The 17011-nt window shown below is 57.2% G+C and carries 13 protein-coding genes; 12 read left to right on the forward strand and 1 reads right to left on the reverse strand.

Going from position 1 to position 17011, the window contains the following annotated elements; translation table 11 throughout:
* The first annotated feature begins 26 nt into the window (after positions 1 to 26).
* Together U5K34_RS09100 and U5K34_RS09105 are read left to right on the forward strand one after the other, a co-directional pair.
* Positions 27 to 266 (forward strand): hypothetical protein, encoded by a 240-nt coding sequence (locus U5K34_RS09100; protein ID WP_322568071.1) that lies wholly within the window; start codon positions 27 to 29, stop codon positions 264 to 266.
* A 581-nt stretch (positions 267 to 847) separates the two neighbouring features.
* Positions 848 to 2920 (forward strand): EAL domain-containing protein, encoded by a 2073-nt coding sequence (locus U5K34_RS09105; protein WP_322568072.1) that lies wholly within the window; start codon positions 848 to 850, stop codon positions 2918 to 2920.
* A gap of 125 nt (positions 2921 to 3045) precedes the next feature.
* Here U5K34_RS09105 and U5K34_RS09110 read toward each other — a convergent pair whose 3' ends face one another.
* Positions 3046 to 3564 carry a zinc ribbon-containing protein gene (locus tag U5K34_RS09110; protein WP_322568073.1) on the reverse strand — a complete coding sequence of 173 codons (519 nt, stop codon included), beginning with the start codon at positions 3562 to 3564 and terminating at the stop codon, positions 3046 to 3048.
* 161 nt (positions 3565 to 3725) lie between these two features.
* Here U5K34_RS09110 and leuS point away from each other — a divergent pair, with 161 nt between their 5' ends.
* The 10 genes from leuS to U5K34_RS09160 all read left to right on the forward strand — a co-directional run bounded on the left by leuS (position 3726) and on the right by U5K34_RS09160 (position 16816).
* Positions 3726 to 6182, forward strand: a complete 2457-nt coding sequence (gene leuS, locus U5K34_RS09115; protein WP_322568074.1) for a leucine--tRNA ligase — start codon at positions 3726 to 3728, stop codon at positions 6180 to 6182.
* A gap of 12 nt (positions 6183 to 6194) precedes the next feature.
* The gene (lptE, locus tag U5K34_RS09120; RefSeq protein ID WP_322568075.1) at positions 6195 to 6794 is read left to right on the forward strand and encodes an LPS assembly lipoprotein LptE; all 600 of its coding nucleotides are present in this window, start codon (positions 6195 to 6197) and stop codon (positions 6792 to 6794) included.
* A complete protein-coding gene (gene holA / locus U5K34_RS09125; RefSeq protein ID WP_322568076.1) occupies positions 6778 to 7815 on the forward strand; it encodes a DNA polymerase III subunit delta in 1038 nt (345 codons plus the stop codon). Before lptE ends, holA begins: the two co-directional genes overlap by 17 nt.
* 28 nt (positions 7816 to 7843) lie before the next feature.
* Entirely contained in the window at positions 7844 to 9112 is a 1269-nt protein-coding gene (locus tag U5K34_RS09130; protein WP_322568077.1) for a glutamate-5-semialdehyde dehydrogenase, read from the forward strand.
* 112 nt (positions 9113 to 9224) lie between these two features.
* On the forward strand, positions 9225 to 9860 hold the full coding sequence (gene nadD / locus U5K34_RS09135; protein ID WP_322568078.1) for a nicotinate-nucleotide adenylyltransferase: 636 nt from the start codon (positions 9225 to 9227) through the stop codon (positions 9858 to 9860).
* A gap of 12 nt (positions 9861 to 9872) precedes the next feature.
* Entirely contained in the window at positions 9873 to 10217 is a 345-nt protein-coding gene (rsfS, locus tag U5K34_RS09140) for a ribosome silencing factor (RefSeq protein WP_322568079.1), read from the forward strand.
* A 195-nt stretch (positions 10218 to 10412) separates the two neighbouring features.
* Positions 10413 to 10880 carry a 23S rRNA (pseudouridine(1915)-N(3))-methyltransferase RlmH gene (gene rlmH, locus U5K34_RS09145; protein ID WP_322568080.1) on the forward strand — a complete coding sequence of 156 codons (468 nt, stop codon included), beginning with the start codon at positions 10413 to 10415 and terminating at the stop codon, positions 10878 to 10880.
* 75 nt (positions 10881 to 10955) lie between these two features.
* Entirely contained in the window at positions 10956 to 11561 is a 606-nt protein-coding gene (locus tag U5K34_RS09150) for a Maf family protein (protein ID WP_322568081.1), read from the forward strand.
* A gap of 9 nt (positions 11562 to 11570) precedes the next feature.
* Positions 11571 to 13037 carry a ribonuclease G gene (gene rng / locus U5K34_RS09155; protein ID WP_322568082.1) on the forward strand — a complete coding sequence of 489 codons (1467 nt, stop codon included), beginning with the start codon at positions 11571 to 11573 and terminating at the stop codon, positions 13035 to 13037.
* A 41-nt stretch (positions 13038 to 13078) separates the two neighbouring features.
* Positions 13079 to 16816, forward strand: coding sequence for a YhdP family protein (locus U5K34_RS09160; RefSeq protein WP_322568083.1), 3738 nt, complete (start codon positions 13079 to 13081; stop codon positions 16814 to 16816).
* Positions 16817 to 17011 lie beyond the last annotated feature (195 nt).

Raw genomic sequence — 17011 nt, forward strand, 5'->3', positions numbered from 1 at the left:
GCTCGACAACCCGAGAGGTTCCGCCAATGCAATCCAACCTGGCTCAGAAGATTTCCCTGGTCATCGCCGTGCTCTGTTATCTGGTAGCCGTCGGCTTTGCCATCGCGGCCCTTGTGTATGAACCACGACAATCCGGCGATCCGATTCACGCCTCGTTCATGGCCTCGGTGATTTTCTTCATCGGTTGCGGGATTGTGCTGCATGTTATTGCCCGCTCCCGGCTTAAGGGGCTGGTCAGCCTTGACGATCGAACAAACGATCAATAAAGCCGCTCAAAAGCGGCGGTATTAAACCGTATAGAGCCCGCTTGTCGCCGGCCATTACGATCGGTACAGATGGTTCTCCCGGAGCTTCACGACTCAGTTGGTTGCGAGCGCGTTTTTACTTCGTACTCGTAAAACGGGATTTCATTTATTTACGTAAAATCCGACCAATTTTCTAAACAATTTTGTTTTTTCAGCTAAACGACAATGCAAGATTATGATCTGGATCAGTTCATAAACCCGCCGATTTTGCAAAAATCTCCGTTTTTCGAAGTTTCCAGGATTCCCTGGTCGCCCTGGATTGCAGGTAAAAAAATCGAACTGATATTGATTATAAGCGTGGCAATACAACCATGAGAGCGCAAAATTGTAATTTAGAGCAGGTCTAAATTGCACGCAAATTGTCCGCGAAGTTTGTTATAGGTTGAAACACGTTTTTCGTTGCTACGACACTCATTTCCGTATTAAAGAATTCGTCCTTCCTCCAATCAAGGACGGACTGACTGAAGTCAAGCTTACAACAGGTTCGGTATAACTCCTGCATTTGAATACTGCAAATAAAGTCGAAATTCAGGAAATAACTTATGTGTAGTAATTTGAAGACGGTTGATTTATTGGCATTCGGCTGGGTCTGTGTCAGAGAGTTCGATTGTTATCGGGATATAGTCAAAAAGCCAGACGATCAGCCAGATATTTTCATTGTTATTGATGATGACGAAAAATTATTAGGGATTATAGGTAAGAGCCAGGCTGCCCATTTTCCGGCGAGTGCATTCGCGGAACTGGTAGTCCGGGATAAGTTATTATCAGTTTTGCACGATACACCGCTGAACGAGATGATGGAATGTGTAAATCGAACCTATATGGAGTACATTCCGGTTATAGAACGTGACAGCGGAGCGCTTATTGGGGTCATAAATCAGCTGAGTATTTTTAACGGTCTCATTAAAGCAGAAATAAAGTTAAATAAACAGTTGTCATCAGACTACAAAGAAAGAAGCATTGCTGAGGCAGTATTTTCAGCCACTTCGGAAGGAATTATGGTGACGGATGCTGAAAAGAGAATTATAAAAATAAATCGTGCCTTTACGGAAACAACCGGTTATACGGAGACTGATGTGCTTGGGGAGTCGCCAAAGATACTCAGCTCCGGGAAACATAATAAGGAATTTTATAGTTTTATGCACGATCAGCTAGAGAAGTCAGGCGCCTGGGAGGGCGAGGTATGGAACAGAAGAAAAAATGGTGAAGTATATCCGGAGTGGCTGCATATAAACGCTATCAAAGATGATAAGGGAAATATTGCCCATTATGCCGGGGTATTTTCCGATATCAGTAAGAACAAGGAGATGAGAGAGCGACTGCGATTCCTTGCTTACCATGATGCTTTGACGAATCTGCCTAACAGAGTTCAGTTTATTGACAGATTAAAACAGGAGATTGCAAAAACCCGAAGGGGCGGTGAAGGTTTTTCCCTGTTGTTCATTGATCTTGATGGTTTCAAGGAAATTAATGACAATCTTGGGCATGGTCATGGGGACGACGTCCTGGTCAGAGTATCGGAAAGATTGTGCGAGTGTATAAGAGAAAGCGATACAATTGCGCGTCTTGGCGGTGATGAATTTACGATTATACTCGATCGGGCCAATGACGAGATGACTGCAATTGCTTCCGCAAAAAAGATATTAAACTCAATTTCTATGCCAATCAAGGCGGGTAACCAATCGCACTTTTTTACAGCCAGCATAGGTATAAGCCGTTTTCCAGGGGATGGAGATAATACCGAGGAGCTTGTTCGGGCCGCGGATACTGCAATGTATCAGGCAAAGGAATCAGGCAAAGGGTGTTTTCGTTTTTACTCTGTAGAAATGCATGAAAGAGCATCAAAAAGAATGTCTCTTGCGAATGAATTACGGCATTCGCTTGACTGTGGCAAGTTGAGTATCGCATGGCAACCACAAATGTGTCTAAAAACCAAGAAAGTTCGCGGATTCGAGGCGCTGGTTCGTTGGAGAAGAGCCGATGGTACTGACATAACTCCTTCTGAATTCGTGCCACTGGCAGAGCAGACAGGACTGATGGAACCGCTGGGTAACTGGGTGATCCATAAGGCGTTACATGAAGCTCGTAGCATTCAGACGGCTATTGAGGGTCATGATGTGCGCTTTTCAATAAATCTTTCGCCTTTGCAAATCACATCGGATACATATGGTTATATTATTAAAACGTTATCAGATTCAGGGCTATGTCCTGAACATTTTGAAGTTGAATTGACTGAAACATCACTTTCGACAGCTCGAGACTCTGTTATAGAACTGTTGCATCGGCTTGGCGACAAAGGTGTCCAGGTTGCGGTCGATGACTTTGGGACTGGTTTTTCAAATATAGCGACCATGAAGCTGTTGCCAGTCCGCAAACTAAAGATTGACAAATCGTTTGTTGATGCTCTGGATGGCGGCTCTGCCGATAGAGAAATAGTCAGAGCAGTGGTAGATATGTCTCATGCACTGGATTTTGAGGTTGTTGCAGAAGGAATTGAAACACAAGCACAGGAAAAGTTCCTTACAGATATTGGTTGTGATCAGGGGCAGGGATATCTCTTTAGCAGGCCGATGTATGCAGGTGATATGCAAAATTGGTTATCTGAATGCATTTAGCACGTACGATTCGACATTTCGGGTATTGAGCGTGGGTTGTGGCGATCGAACTGTCCCGGTCCGACGGGATTACCGGGACATCACGGTCTGTATTCTGCGCGGGAGCCGCGCAGGAAGCGGTAGTTTTATTGTTGTGCCGGGCCGAAGTATTTCTTGAAGACGGTGCCCTGGCATTTGGGGCAGGGCGGAATGTGGCCCGGTTTTTCGAAGTGCAGCTTTTCGCCGCATTGCTTGCATTGCAGGACACCGATGCCGGTGATTTCCCCGGTATGCCATTCGCCGACCCGGCGGGCCCGATCGGCGAGCATCTCCAGCTCCAGCCGGGTGCGATCGGCGACACTGGCGAACAGCTCGGCGAACTTGGATTCGGCAAACTGCAGATCGAATTGCAGCCACTCCCTGAGCTGGCGACCGTTCTCGCTCATGAAATCCGCGGCTTCTTCCACGTCACGACGCACATATTCGCGGACTCTTTCGGCCTCCTCGCGGCTGAGCTCGCCCATCTCCGAAGCCTGTTGCATGGCCTTGTCGAGGCGCTCCCGCAGCGGTGGCAATGCTTTTTCTTCCACGTCCGTCCACGCGTCGCGCAGATGGTGCATCATGTCGTGATAGGCCTTGAGCAGCCGGTCCTGGGTATCGTTCATGGTGTCGATTCCTTATTTTGTCCAATCGTATAGGGTTATCTTGGGTCGGCTGGCCGGCACTTGCAAGTCCCCGGGCCGAATATGGCGGTTTTGCCCGGCGGGCGGGCGGAGTAGAATAGGCGGCTTATCCCTATCCGAAGATCAACCAAAGCAGCGAGCGAATGGACGAACAATACCACCCCGAACAGATCGAACAGGCCGCCCAGCAGTACTGGGAAGCGCAGCAATCCTTCAAGGCCAGCGAGGATCCGGCCAGGGAAAAATTCTATTGTCTATCCATGTTTCCCTACCCGAGCGGCCGCCTGCACATGGGCCATGTTCGCAATTACACCATCGGGGATGTGATCAGCCGTTACCAGCGCATGCAGGGCAAGAATGTGCTGCAGCCGATGGGCTGGGACGCCTTCGGCCTGCCGGCGGAAAACGCGGCCATGCAGAACCAGGTCGCGCCGGGGGCCTGGACCCGGCAGAACATCGATTATATGCGTGCCCAGCTCAAGCGCCTGGGGCTCGGTTACGACTGGGACCGCGAGCTGGCCACCTGCGATCCCGATTATTATCGCTGGGAGCAGTGGCTGTTTACCAAACTGTATAAAAAAGGGCTGGTCTACAAGAAAACCTCGCCGGTCAACTGGTGTCCGAACGATCTGACCGTGCTGGCCAACGAGCAGGTGATCGAAGGCAAGTGCTGGCGCTGCGACACGCCGGTGGAGCGCAAGGATATCCCGCAGTGGTTCATGAAGATCACCGCCTACGCGGACGAACTGCTCGAAGAGCTGGACAATCTGGAGGGCTGGCCCGAGCAGGTGCGCACCATGCAGCGCAACTGGATCGGCCGATCCCACGGGGTGGAAATTGCCTTCGACCTGGCCGAGCGTAAGCAGCGTCTGAAAGTCTTTACCACCCGCCCGGATACCCTGATGGGCGTGACCTACATGGCGGTGGCGGCACAGCATCCGCTGGCCCAGGAAGCGGGCGAGCGCTATGCCAATGTCGCCGCCTTTATAAAAGAGTGCGAACAGACCGGCACCGCCGAGGCCACCCTCGAGACCCTGGAGAAAAAGGGCATCGACACCGGTTTCAAGGCGGTGCATCCGATCAGCGGCGATCGGATCCCGATCTACGTGGCCAACTTCGTGCTGATGAGTTACGGCGAGGGGGCGGTCATGGCCGTGCCCGCGCACGATCAGCGCGACTGGGAATTTGCCCGTGCCTATGGTCTGCCGATCCGCCCGGTGATCGCTCCGCTGGAAGGGGAATCCCCGGATCTGAACGAAGGCGCCTTTACCGACAAGGGGCGGCTGATCAACTCGGGCGACTTTGACGGGCTCACTTCCGACGACGCGTTTGAAAAGATTGCGGCACAGTTGCAACAGCAAAAGCGGGGCGAGAAACGGGTCACTTACCGGCTGCGCGACTGGGGCGTGTCGCGCCAGCGTTACTGGGGCGCACCGATCCCGATCATCCATTGCAAAAAATGCGGCGAGGTGCCGGTGCCGGAAAAAGACCTGCCGGTGGTGTTGCCCGAGGAGGTGAACTTCGAGGGCGTGGTCGGCTCGCCGCTCAAGCAGATGCCCGAGTTCTATAACACCCGCTGCCCCAAATGTGGCACCAGGGCCGAGCGCGAAACCGACACCTTCGATACCTTCATGGAGTCGAGCTGGTACTACGCCCGCTATGCCAGTGCGGACAACTGCAAAGCGATGCTGGATGCGCGGGCCGACTACTGGCTGCCGGTGGATCAGTACATCGGGGGCATCGAGCACGCCATTTTGCATCTGCTCTACGCGCGTTTTTACAACAAACTGATGCGCGATGTGGGCCTGATTCAAAACGCGGAACCGTTTACCCATCTGCTGACCCAGGGCATGGTCCTCAAAGACGGCGCCAAGATGTCCAAGTCCAAGGGCAACACGGTGGATCCCCAGGCGCTGATCGACAAGTACGGCGCCGATACCGCACGGCTGTTCATGATGTTCGCCGCGCCGCCGGAACAGTCCCTGGAATGGTCCGATGCCGGAGTCGATGGCGCCTACCGTTTTCTCAAGCGCTTGTGGGCGCGGGTGCAGCAGCAGGTCGCAGGCGGCCCGGCCGATGCGGTCGATCCGGCCGGCCTGTCGGACAAACAGAAAACGCTGCGCCGTCAGGTGCACGAGACCATCGCCAAGTGTACCGACGACATGGGCCGGCGTTATACTTTTAATACCGCCATCGCCGCGGTGATGGAACTGATGAACGCGCTGGGCAAGTTCGAGGATGATTCCCCGGCGGGGCGGGCCGTGGTCCAGGAAGCCCTGGAGACGGTGGTGCTGTTGTTATCGCCCATTGTGCCGCACATTACCCACGTGCTGTGGCAGGCGCTGGGCCACACGGGGGCGGTCATCGAACAGATCTGGCCGCAGGCGGATGAGTCGGCCCTGGTGCGCGAGGCGGTCGAGCTGGTGGTGCAGGTCAACGGCAAACTGCGCGGGCGCATCAGTGTGCCAGTGGATGCCGAACGCAGCCAGATCGAACAGGCTGCCCAGCAGGAGGAAAACGTGCAACGCTTTATCGAGGGCAAGGGGATCATCAAGCTGATCGTGGTGCCGGGCAAGCTGGTCAATATCGTGGTGAAATAATAGAGTCGTATAATGTTCATAACACGTTACGGCTTGCCCCTGTTATTGATCCTGATCCTGACCCTGGCACTGCAGGCCTGCGGGTTTCGCCTGCGCGGCGCGGTGGAGATGCCCCCCGAATTGCAATACACGCTGGCCGAGGGCGTGGCGCCCTATTCGGCACTGGGCGAATCGCTGAGCCGCGCCTGGCGCCGCTCGGAGGCAGAGCTGGATTTCGAGCGCGACGGCGCCGGCCCGGCCGCGCGTCTGGTGATCAAGCGCGATGAAGTGACGCGGCGTACCCTGTCGGTGGACAGCGCCGGGCGCCCCAACGAATACGAGCTGCGTTATCAGGTCAGCTTCACGCTCGAGGACGCCGGCGGCCAGCCGCTGCTGCAGAATCAGACTGTGACTGTCAGCCGGGCCTACCAGTTTAATCCCGACAACGCCCTGGCCATGGATGACGAGGAACAGCGTCTCGAACGCCTGCTGGCCGAAGAAGCGGCCCTGCAGATGCTGCGGCGCATTACGTTCCAGCTACGCAACCGCGCGGCACAACCCGCGCCGGCGGCCGAAGAAGCCGCCCCGGCGTTCGAAGCGGATAACGGGGTCGACGATGAAACTGCGCGCTGATCAGCTTCCCGCCCGGTTGCAAAAGGGGCTGGCCCCGGTCTATCTGATCAGCGGCGACGAACCCTTCCAGATCGATCAGGCGGTCAATGCCATACGCCAGCAGGCCCGGGAGCAGGGTTACACCGATCGCCAGGTGCTGCACGCCGATGCCCGCTTTGACTGGCAGAACCTGGGCGCGTCCACGGCCAATCTGTCCCTGTTTGCCGAAAAGCAGCTGATCGAACTGCGCCTGCCCACCGGCAAGCCGGGTACCGAGGGCAGCAAGGCCCTGCAGGCGTATCTTGACAACCCGCCGTCGGACACCCTGTTGTTGATCATCAGCGCCAAACTGGACAGAACCCAGCAGAGCAGCAAATGGTACAAGGCCATCGATCGGGCTGGCGTCACGCTGGCCGTGTGGCCCATCGAGGCGGCGCAGCTGCCGGGCTGGCTCAAGCAGCGCATGGCCCTGCGCGAGATGCAGCCCAGCGAGGCGGCGCTGCAACTGCTGGTGGAGCGCATCGAAGGCAATCTGCTGGCCGCCGACCAGGAGCTGGAAAAACTGCGCCTGCTCAACGGTCCCGGCCCGATCGATGCCGAACAGGTGGCGGCGGCGGTGGCCGACAGCGCCCGCTATGATCTGTTCTCGCTGGTGGATGTGACCCTCAGCGGGGATCGGGTGCGTGCCCAGCGCATGCTGTACGGCCTGCGCGGCGAGGGCGTCGAGGCGATTCTGGTACTCTGGGCCCTGAGCCGGGAGGTTCGCTCGCTGGCAGGTATGGCCGCCGCGCTGGAGGGCGGTCAGCCGCTGGCGGCCGTGCTGCAGCAATACCGGGTGTGGGACAAACGCAAGGCCCCGGTCAGCGCCGCCCTGCACCGTCACCCGCACGCCGCGCTGTGGCGATCGCTGTTGCAGCGCTGCCGGCACATTGATCTCTGTCTCAAGGGCCAGGCGGCAGGCGAGCCGTGGGAGGAATTGTTACAATTGATCATGGCGCTGGCCGATCGTCCCCTGTTTGAACCCGGACGGGCCGCCGGCTGATTTCACATTACAGGTAAAACCGAACACCATGGACGCCAAAGTCGATATCAAGCAGTACATGATCCAGTTGGGTCGCCAGGCCCGCCAGGCCTCGCGGGCGATGGCGCGCGCGGGAACCAACCAGAAAAATACCGCCCTGCAGGCGATCGCCGAAGCCCTGGAAGCCGGACAGGACGCCCTGCTGGCCGCCAACCGGCAAGATATGCAGGCCGGGCAGGACAAGGGCCTGGATGCCGCCCTGCTGGACCGCCTGGAACTCAATGCCGGGCGCATTGCCGCCATGGCCGAAGGGCTGCGCCAGATTGCGGCGCTGCCCGATCCGGTTGGCGAAATCAGCGACATGGCTTATCGCCCCTCGGGCATCGAGGTGGGCAAGATGCGGGTGCCGCTGGGCGTGATCGGCATCATTTACGAATCGCGTCCCAATGTGACCGCCGACGCCGCCGCCCTGTGCCTCAAATCCGGTAACGCCGCCATTTTGCGAGGCGGTTCCGAGGCCGAGCATTCCAACCAGGCGATTGCCGCCTGTATACATCAGGGGCTGCAGCAGGCGGGGTTGCCCGACGAGGCGGTGCAGGTCATCGAGACCACCGATCGCGCGGCGGTCGGCGAACTGATCACCATGCCCGAATATGTGGATGTAATCGTCCCGCGCGGCGGCAAGGGGCTGATCGAGCGGATTAGCGCCGACTCCCGGGTGCCGGTGATCAAGCATCTGCACGGGGTCTGCCATGTCTATATCGACGAGCGGGCCGACGTCGACAAGGCCGTGGCCGTGGCCTTCAACGCCAAGACCCAGCGTTACGGCACCTGCAACACCATGGAAACCCTGCTGGTGCACAAGGCGATTGCCGAACAGGTGTTGCCGCAACTCGGCCGGTTATATCAAAACGAGGGCGTCGAGCTGCGCGGCTGCGAGGCGACCCGCGCCCTCATAACAGAGGCGAAGGCCGCCACCGACGAGGACTGGGACACCGAATACCTGGCACCGATCCTGTCGATCCGGATCGTCGAGGATCTGGACGCCGCGATTGAGCACATTCATGCGCACGGTTCCGGCCATACCGAAGCGATCCTGACCGAGGAGATCGGCCGGGCGCGACGTTTTCTCGCCGAGGTGGATGCCAGCTCGGTCATGGTCAATGCCTCGACCCGTTTTGCCGACGGTTTCGAATACGGCCTGGGTGCCGAGATCGGGATCAGTACCGACAAGATCCACGCCCGCGGGCCGGTCGGCCTGCACGGCCTGACCTCGCAGAAATACATCGTCATTGGTGATGGTCACATAAGACAATGACCATCACAGTGACGAGTTACGAGGGACGAGTGACGAGGAAAACATTGGCATTCGGGGTTGTGACGACATTCTTTCACTCGTTCCTCGGCCCTCGGCCCTTGGCCCTGTACTTATGATCGGGATTCTTGGCGGGACGTTTGATCCCATCCATTTCGGCCATCTGCGACCGGCGCTGGAGATCTATCAGGCGCTGGATCTGCGCGAGCTGCGTTTTATTCCCAGTGCCGAGCCGCCGCACCGGGACAAGCCCCAGGCGTCGGCCCTGCAGCGCCTGATGATGGTGCGCGCGGCGATTGCCGACCAGCCCGGTTTTGTGATCGACGATCGGGAACTGCGCCGCAGCGGTCCCTCCTACATGGTCGATACCCTGCACAGCCTGCGTGAAGAGCTGGGGGCCTCAACCCCGTTGTGCCTGATTCTGGGTCTGGATGCCTTTCTGGGGCTGGAAGGCTGGCACCGCTGGCAGGCACTTTTCGATTATGCCCATCTGGTGATCACCCACCGGCCCGGCTGGTCGCTGCGCGACATGCATTCGGGCTCGATGCTGGTCAGGGAGATCCAGGCGCGTTACAACGCACCGGAAAAACTGGGCGGTCAACCGGCCGGCAAGATCGCTTTCCAGTCGGTGACCCAACTGGACATTTCGGCCAGCGGCATTCGCGAGGAACTGGCAAAAGGACGGGATATTCGCTATTTACTGCCGGATACCGTCCACGAATTGATCAAAACGCAACACATCTACGGGTAAACAGAGACGCTCATGAATGGTGAACAACTGAAACAACTGGTGGTGGAGGCGATCGAGGACGTCAAAGGCATCGATGTCAAGGTCCTGGATGTCAGTGGCCAGTCCAACGTGACCGATGTCATGGTCATCGCCAGTGGCAATACCGCGCGCCAGGTCAAGGCCATCGCCGACAATATAATCGAAAAAGCCAAAGCCGCCGGAATCAAGCCGATGGGTGTGGAAGGTGAGCAATATGCCGAATGGGTGCTGGTCGATCTCGGTGATGTGGTGGCGCATATCATGCAGCCGTCGATCCGCGACTTTTATAATCTGGAAAAACTCTGGGGCGAGGCCAGTCCCTCGGCAGTCGAAAAATAACCCGGGTGTTCTGTGTACCGGGGTGAGGGGTCTGACACAGATCAAGATGACCACTGAAGACACTGAACGCACCGAAAACACCGATAATTCATTTTCAGTGTCTTTCGGTGTGTTCGGTGGTTACCTTATCCGTGCCGAACAAACGCGGACAGACCCGCATACACCGACTCTTTTGCGATAACCAACAGGCCTGGCATGCAGATTCATCTTTTGGCGGTAGGCAGCAAGATGCCCGGCTGGGTGCAGGACGGTTATGCCGAATACGCCCGGCGCATGCCGCCCGAATGCCGGCTGAATCTGGTCGAGGTTCCGCTGGCCAAACGCGGCAAGACCAGTGCCGTCGAACAACTCAAACAGCAGGAAGGCGAAAAGTTACTGGCGGCGGTGCCGAAAAGTGCCTCTCTCTGGGCGCTGGATAGCCAGGGCCAGAGCTGGTCCACCGCACAACTGGCCGGGCAATTGAGCGACTGGCTGCAGGGCGGACAGGATATCGCCCTGATGATCGGCGGCCCGGACGGTCTCGCGCCCGATTGCCTGCAACAGGCCAGCGGCCGCTGGTCGCTCTCTCCCCTGACCTTGCCTCACCCGCTGGTGCGCATTATTGTGGCAGAACAGCTGTATCGGGCCATGAGCATACTCAAGCACCATCCCTACCATAAATAGCAAAAAACCGGGCCCATCCCGAAGGGCCGTGCCGGGCACTGAAACCCGGGGCCGGAACAGGGTACACTCACAGGTATGGAACCTTTTGATATTTATCTGGCATCGGCCTCGCCGCGGCGGCGCGAATTGCTGGGGCAGATCGGCGTCCGTTACCGGTTGCTGGATGTCGCGATCAGCGAGACCCGGCTGGATAACGAAGCGCCCGAGGCGTATGTCCGCCGGGTGGCGCGGGACAAGGCGCGCGCCGGCCTGATGCTGTTCGATGAAAAGCCGTCGCAACCGGTGCTCGGCGCCGATACGGTTATCGTCATTGACGATGAGGTACTGGGCAAACCGCGGGATCAGGCCGACGCGATCGCCATGTTGCAGCGACTGTCGGGGAAAACCCATCAGGTTCTCAGCAGCGTGACATTGATCGATCATGAAGAATACGAGGCACTGAATATCAGCCAGGTGACGTTTCGGGAACTGAACCGGACGGAATGTGAACGCTACTGGCAAACCGGCGAAAGCCAGGGCAAGGCAGGCGCCTATGCCATTCAGGGTTATGCGGCGGCCTTTATCCGTGAACTGCAGGGCAGTTACTCGGGGGTGATGGGATTGCCGTTGTACGAGACCGCACAATTATTACAACAGACCGGTGTCGGGTTGTTTCCGGATCAGGAGTGGGATCAGGAGTGAGTGGGCAGTATGAGTGAAGAACTGTTAATCAATGTTACCCCACAGGAGACCCGTGTCGCCTATGTGGAAAATGGGATGTTGCAGGAAGTACACATCGAGCGGGCGCGCAAGCGCGGCCTGGTGGGCAATATCTATCGTGGCAAGGTCAGCCGGGTTCTGCCCGGCATGCAGGCCGCGTTTATCGAGATGGGGCTGGATCGCACGGCGTTTTTGCATGTCTCCGATATTGCCGTGCGCACTGACAGTGATAGTGAGAAAAACTCGCAAACCATTATGCAACTGCTCTGCGAAGGTCAGGAGGTGGTGGTGCAGGTGGTCAAGGACCCGATGGGTTCCAAAGGCGCACGTCTGACAACCCAGCTTTCCATTCCATCACGTTATCTGGTGTACATGCCCGGCGCCGAACATGTCGGTGTCTCGCAAAAAATCGACGAGGAAGCCGAGCGCCAGCGCCTGAAAGAGATTGTCGCCCGTTATGCCCCGCAGTTCGAGGCGGGAGGCTACATTGTACGTACCGTGGCCGAAGGGGTTTCCGATGAGGCGATTTATAACGACATGTGCTTCCTGCAGAAATTGTGGACGTCAATTCAGGAACGCAGCGCCGCCGGCAATGGCGATGACAGCAATCTCCTGTACGAGGACCTGCCCCTGGTAATGCGCACCATGCGCGATCTCAGCGGCAGTGATATTGAAAAAATTCGCATCGATTCCAATGAAACCTACCACAAGGTCAAAAAATTCGCTGCCAAGTTTATCGCCGAGCTGGTCGATCAGATTGAGTATTATCCGGGCGAGCGACCCATTTTCGACCTTTACGGAGTCGAGGATGAAATTCGTCGCGCCCTGGAACGCAAGGTGCAACTTAAATCCGGTGGCTATCTGATTATCGATCAGACCGAGGCGATGACCACCATCGATGTGAATACCGGCGCCTTCGTCGGTCATCGCAACCTCGAAGAGACCATTTTCAAGACCAATCTGGAAGCTACCCAGGCGATCGTGCGCCAGCTGCGCCTGCGCAACCTGGGAGGGATTATCATTATCGACTTTATCGATATGGTGGATATCGAACACCGGCGGCAGGTTTTGCGGGCGCTGGAAAAGAGTCTCGAACGGGACCATGCCAAGACCCACATCACCGAAGTCTCCAGTCTGGGGCTGGTGGAGATGACCCGAAAACGAACCCGCGAAAGTCTGGAACATATTCTGTGTGAACCGTGTCCTATCTGTAACGGGCGCGGTACCCTGTTGACCTCGGAAACGGTCTGTTTCGAGATCTTCCGCGAGATTTTGCGCGAGGCGCGCCAGTTCGATGCCCGGCAGTTTCTGGTGCTGGCAGCTCAGCCGGTAGTGGATATGTTGCTGGATGAGGAGTCAACCAGTGTGGCGGAGCTGGAAGAGTTTATCAGTAAGCCGATCAAGTTCCAGGTGGAGTCGGAATACACCCAGGAACAGTTTGATGTCGTGCTGATGTAACCGATGCTGGCTGCACCCGGATAGAATGACGATAGTTTAACGTGGCCACGGCAAAAAAATACCTGCGCACTCTTCGACGTATCCTCTGGTACAGCCTGGCGGCCGTGGTTGTCATCCTGGCCGTGCTGGTCTCCCTGTTCCGCATCTTTTTACCCGACCTGACCGCTTATCGTTCTGATCTGGAAGAGCTGGCCAGCGCCTTCCTGGATCATACGGTGAGAATCGAGTCCATGGATGCCCGGTTGGTCGGTTTTACGCCCACATTGATTTTCGATGATGTTTATATGCTGGATAAAACCGGCGAGCGTGAACTGGTGCGCTTTGACCAGGCACGGCTGGGTATAGCCCTGATCGACTCTGTTCGCCAGCGCCAGGTCGTGCCGCGTAATTTTACGATTGATGGTATTCAGCTGGCGATAACCCGGCAACAGGACGGACGATTCCTGTTGCAGGGCGTGGATGTAACCAATCTTGAGAAAACCCTTCAGACCGGCAGACCACGCGGATCGGGGGAGCTGGCGGACTGGTTGTTCAAGCGCAGCTGGTTGTCCCTGCGCAACAGTACAATAGTCTGGAAAGATCTGAAGCAGGGCGGCAACCTCCTGCGTTTTGATGATGTCAATCTGGTGTTGCGCAATGACAATCAGCGCCATCAGCTTAACGGCAAGGTCAAACTGCCCGCCCGCATGGGTGAGAATTTTGAAATTGCCATGGATGTTCGCGGTGACATCCTCAATCCGCGTGAGATGAAAGGCGATATCTATCTGCGCGGTGACGCGATACAGCTGGATAAATGGGGCGTCAAACCCGAATACCAGGGCGTCAGCCTCAATTCGGGGATCGCTGATTTTCAACTCTGGGGAACCTGGCAAGATAATGCCATAGCGCAACTCAGTGGCGATCTCACCGCCTACGATCTGGATATGTCGTTACCGATTATGGACGAGTCCTATCACGTGCGATTGATGGGAGGGCTGTTTGATGTCGATAATCGTGACGATGGCTGGACGCTGAACGTGGACCGTTTCCAGTACATGAGCTCCGGCGATGTCTGGCCGCAAACCCGTTTCAGTATTCGTCATACCCGGGGTAACGAGGCACAGGCTGCCGAATGGCAAGTGGATAGTGACTATTTTCGAATCGAGGATGTTGCCGGTCTGCTGTTGCAGACCAACCTGCCTGATGCACAGCAGCGCGAATTTTTGCAAAGCGTCAAGCCGGTGGGCGATGTCCAGCGTCTGCACTTTCGTCATACAGGCAATGCACAACAGGCACCCCGTTACCGGTTGCAGGCCGCTTTCGAGCACCTTTCCTTCGAGCCCTGGCATAATCTGCCAGGCGTCACCGGTCTGCAGGGGCAGCTTTATGCCGATCATCGCCAAGGCCGGGTTGCTTTGCATTCCGGTTTTGCCAGTATCGATGCGCCGCGCCTGTTTCGCGAGGCATTGACGATAAACCGGTTTGACAGCACGTTACGCTGGTTACGCAGCGAGCAGGGCTGGCAGTTGCAAAGCGAACAGTTGGAATTGGACACCGACCACATACAACTGGCGGCCAGCCTGTTATTGAGTTTGCCGCAAGACCGTTCCGTGTCACCCTATATGGATCTGCAGGCCCGATTTAAAAACGGCAAGGTGGAACATGCCAGTCGTTATTATCCGACCGGCATCATGAAACAAAAGCTGGTGAACTGGCTGGATCGCAGTATTGTCAGCGGCCATGTCAGCGAAGGCGGGCTGGTGTTTAACGGTCGGCTGGGCGACTTTCCTTTTCGCGATCAGCGCGGACAGTTCAAGGTGGACCTGGATGCCCGGGATGTGCGTCTGGATTATCGAAAGGACTGGCCGGCGATCACGGGTATTGATTTATCGGCCACCTTGACCAGTGACGGGATGGAGATTCTGACCCGGCAGGGACGTTTGTTCGATACCCGGCTGTCACCCTCGCGGGCCCGCATTGCCAGCTTTCGCAATCCCCGGTTGCAATTACAGGTCGACGCCAACGGCAAGTTGAACGATGTGGCACGGTTTCTGAACCACAGCCCGATCGCGCCCGGTGGTTCACGTTTCATCGAACAGTCGCGCATCGAGGGAACCGCACATACCCGTTTCGAGGCATGGATCCCGCTCGGATCACGGATGGAGGAACAGGCGCCCACGCGTTATGAGGGCAAGGTCACGTTGCGTAACGGCCAGCTCCATCTGCTGGATGAAAAACTGGCACTGCGATCGATCGAGGGCGAAGTGAATTTCGATCAGACCGGCGTCAGTTCCAGGGCATTGCAGGCACAATTGCTGGATGAGCCGGTGACACTGGAACTGGCTACCTCGGGCGAATCCGAACGCGATCGCCAGATCAGTATTCTGGCGCATGGGCGAGTTAATGCCTCACGACTGGCCGAACGTCTTGCCCCGCGCTGGGCGCACCGGGTCTCGGGGACCACGTCCTGGCATGGTGCCGTGGTTCTGGGAGGGGATAAAAACGCGGCACAGCAACCGCTATTACGCATCGATTCGACCCTGGAAGGCATTCGCTCGGATTTGCCGGTGCCCCTGAACAAACCCGCCTCGCAGGCGATGCGGCTGCTGGCTGAAGCCCGGTTCGGGGATGAGCGCAATAACGTTTCATTGACCCTGGGCGAGCAATTGACCACACGTTTGGAGCTGGTGCAACGTGAGGGTCGGATGCAGCTGGAGCGGGGCGTGGTCCATTGCGGCCCGGCAACGTCGGCATCATTGCCTGACGAACGGGTCCTGCTGGTAAGCGGTGCACTGGAGGGGGTTGATCCGGGCCAGTGGCGGCGGACTGTCGAATACGTGAATGACGATCGGGGGGACGCGGTCCGTGCATGGCAGCTTCCGATCCGGGTCGATATGCAACGATTGGCGCTGGCCCGGATGGAAGAACCCGAGCAGGCGACCCCGACGTCTTCGGCCCAGACGGCGTCGTATTCTCCGCCACCGACGAATTTGCCGGGTATCAGCGGGCGCATCGAACAATTTCAGTACGCTGAGCAGCCACTGGGCCAGCTCGATTTCGAGCTGCGTTCACTGCAGAAGGGATTGCGCCTGCAAAGACTGCGGTTGCAGGGTGAGCTCCTGCAACTGCATGTCAGTGGTGACTGGTGGTTTGAACTCGGGCGGCATTCCACGCAGGTCAATTATGATCTGAGCAGTCCCAATCTCGGTCAGTTGCTCGATAACCTCGGTTTTGCCGCCATCATCGGGGGCGGCGAGTTGAAAAGCCGCGGTGAACTGCACTGGCGTGCGCCACCCATCGGCTTTGAACCTGGTTTGTTAACCGGTGAGATATCTATGCAAATCCAGGACGGCAGTCTGGTGAATGTTAACCCCGGTGCCGGTCGTTTGCTGGGGCTGTTCAGTCTCTCGGCCCTGCCGCGCCGATTGATGCTCGATTTTAGCGACACCTTTCAGGAAGGCTTCCACTTCGATCGTATGCAGGGCGATTTCGAGCTGCGCGACGGGAATTCCTACAATAAGGCCCTGAAGATTGATGCGCCGGGGGCGAAGATCCTGATCCAGGGGCGAACCGGCCTGGCCGAGCGGGACTTCGATCAGCGGGTCACGGTGATCCCGCAGGTGGGCGACAGTTTGCCCGTGGCCAGCGGCTTGCTGTTCGGGACCCAGGTGGGGGCGGCCATCCTGTTTCTGGAGAAGCTGTTTGGCGGCGGCATCGACAAGGCTTCGGCAAAACGTTATCACATCACCGGCAGCTGGGAAGAACCGGTCATTACCCCGCTGGACAACAGCGAGCAGTAAACCTGCTGCTTCTTTGGAACCTGACCCCGCGGCCGGTTTAATGGTATTCTAGGCTGTATGAAAACCTTTGTGAGCGTCATCCTGTTGTGCGTCTGCGGCACGGTTGCGGCCATTGATACCGCGCATCAATTAACCCGGGAGCAATGGTCCGTGCCACGCAACCCCGAGTCGGTCGTGGCCATGCCGGCCCTGTCA

Origin of the sequence: Thiohalophilus sp. (assembly GCF_034521165.1) — a bacterium.
In the GTDB taxonomy this organism is placed as follows: Bacteria; Pseudomonadota; Gammaproteobacteria; order UBA6429; family Thiohalophilaceae; genus Thiohalophilus.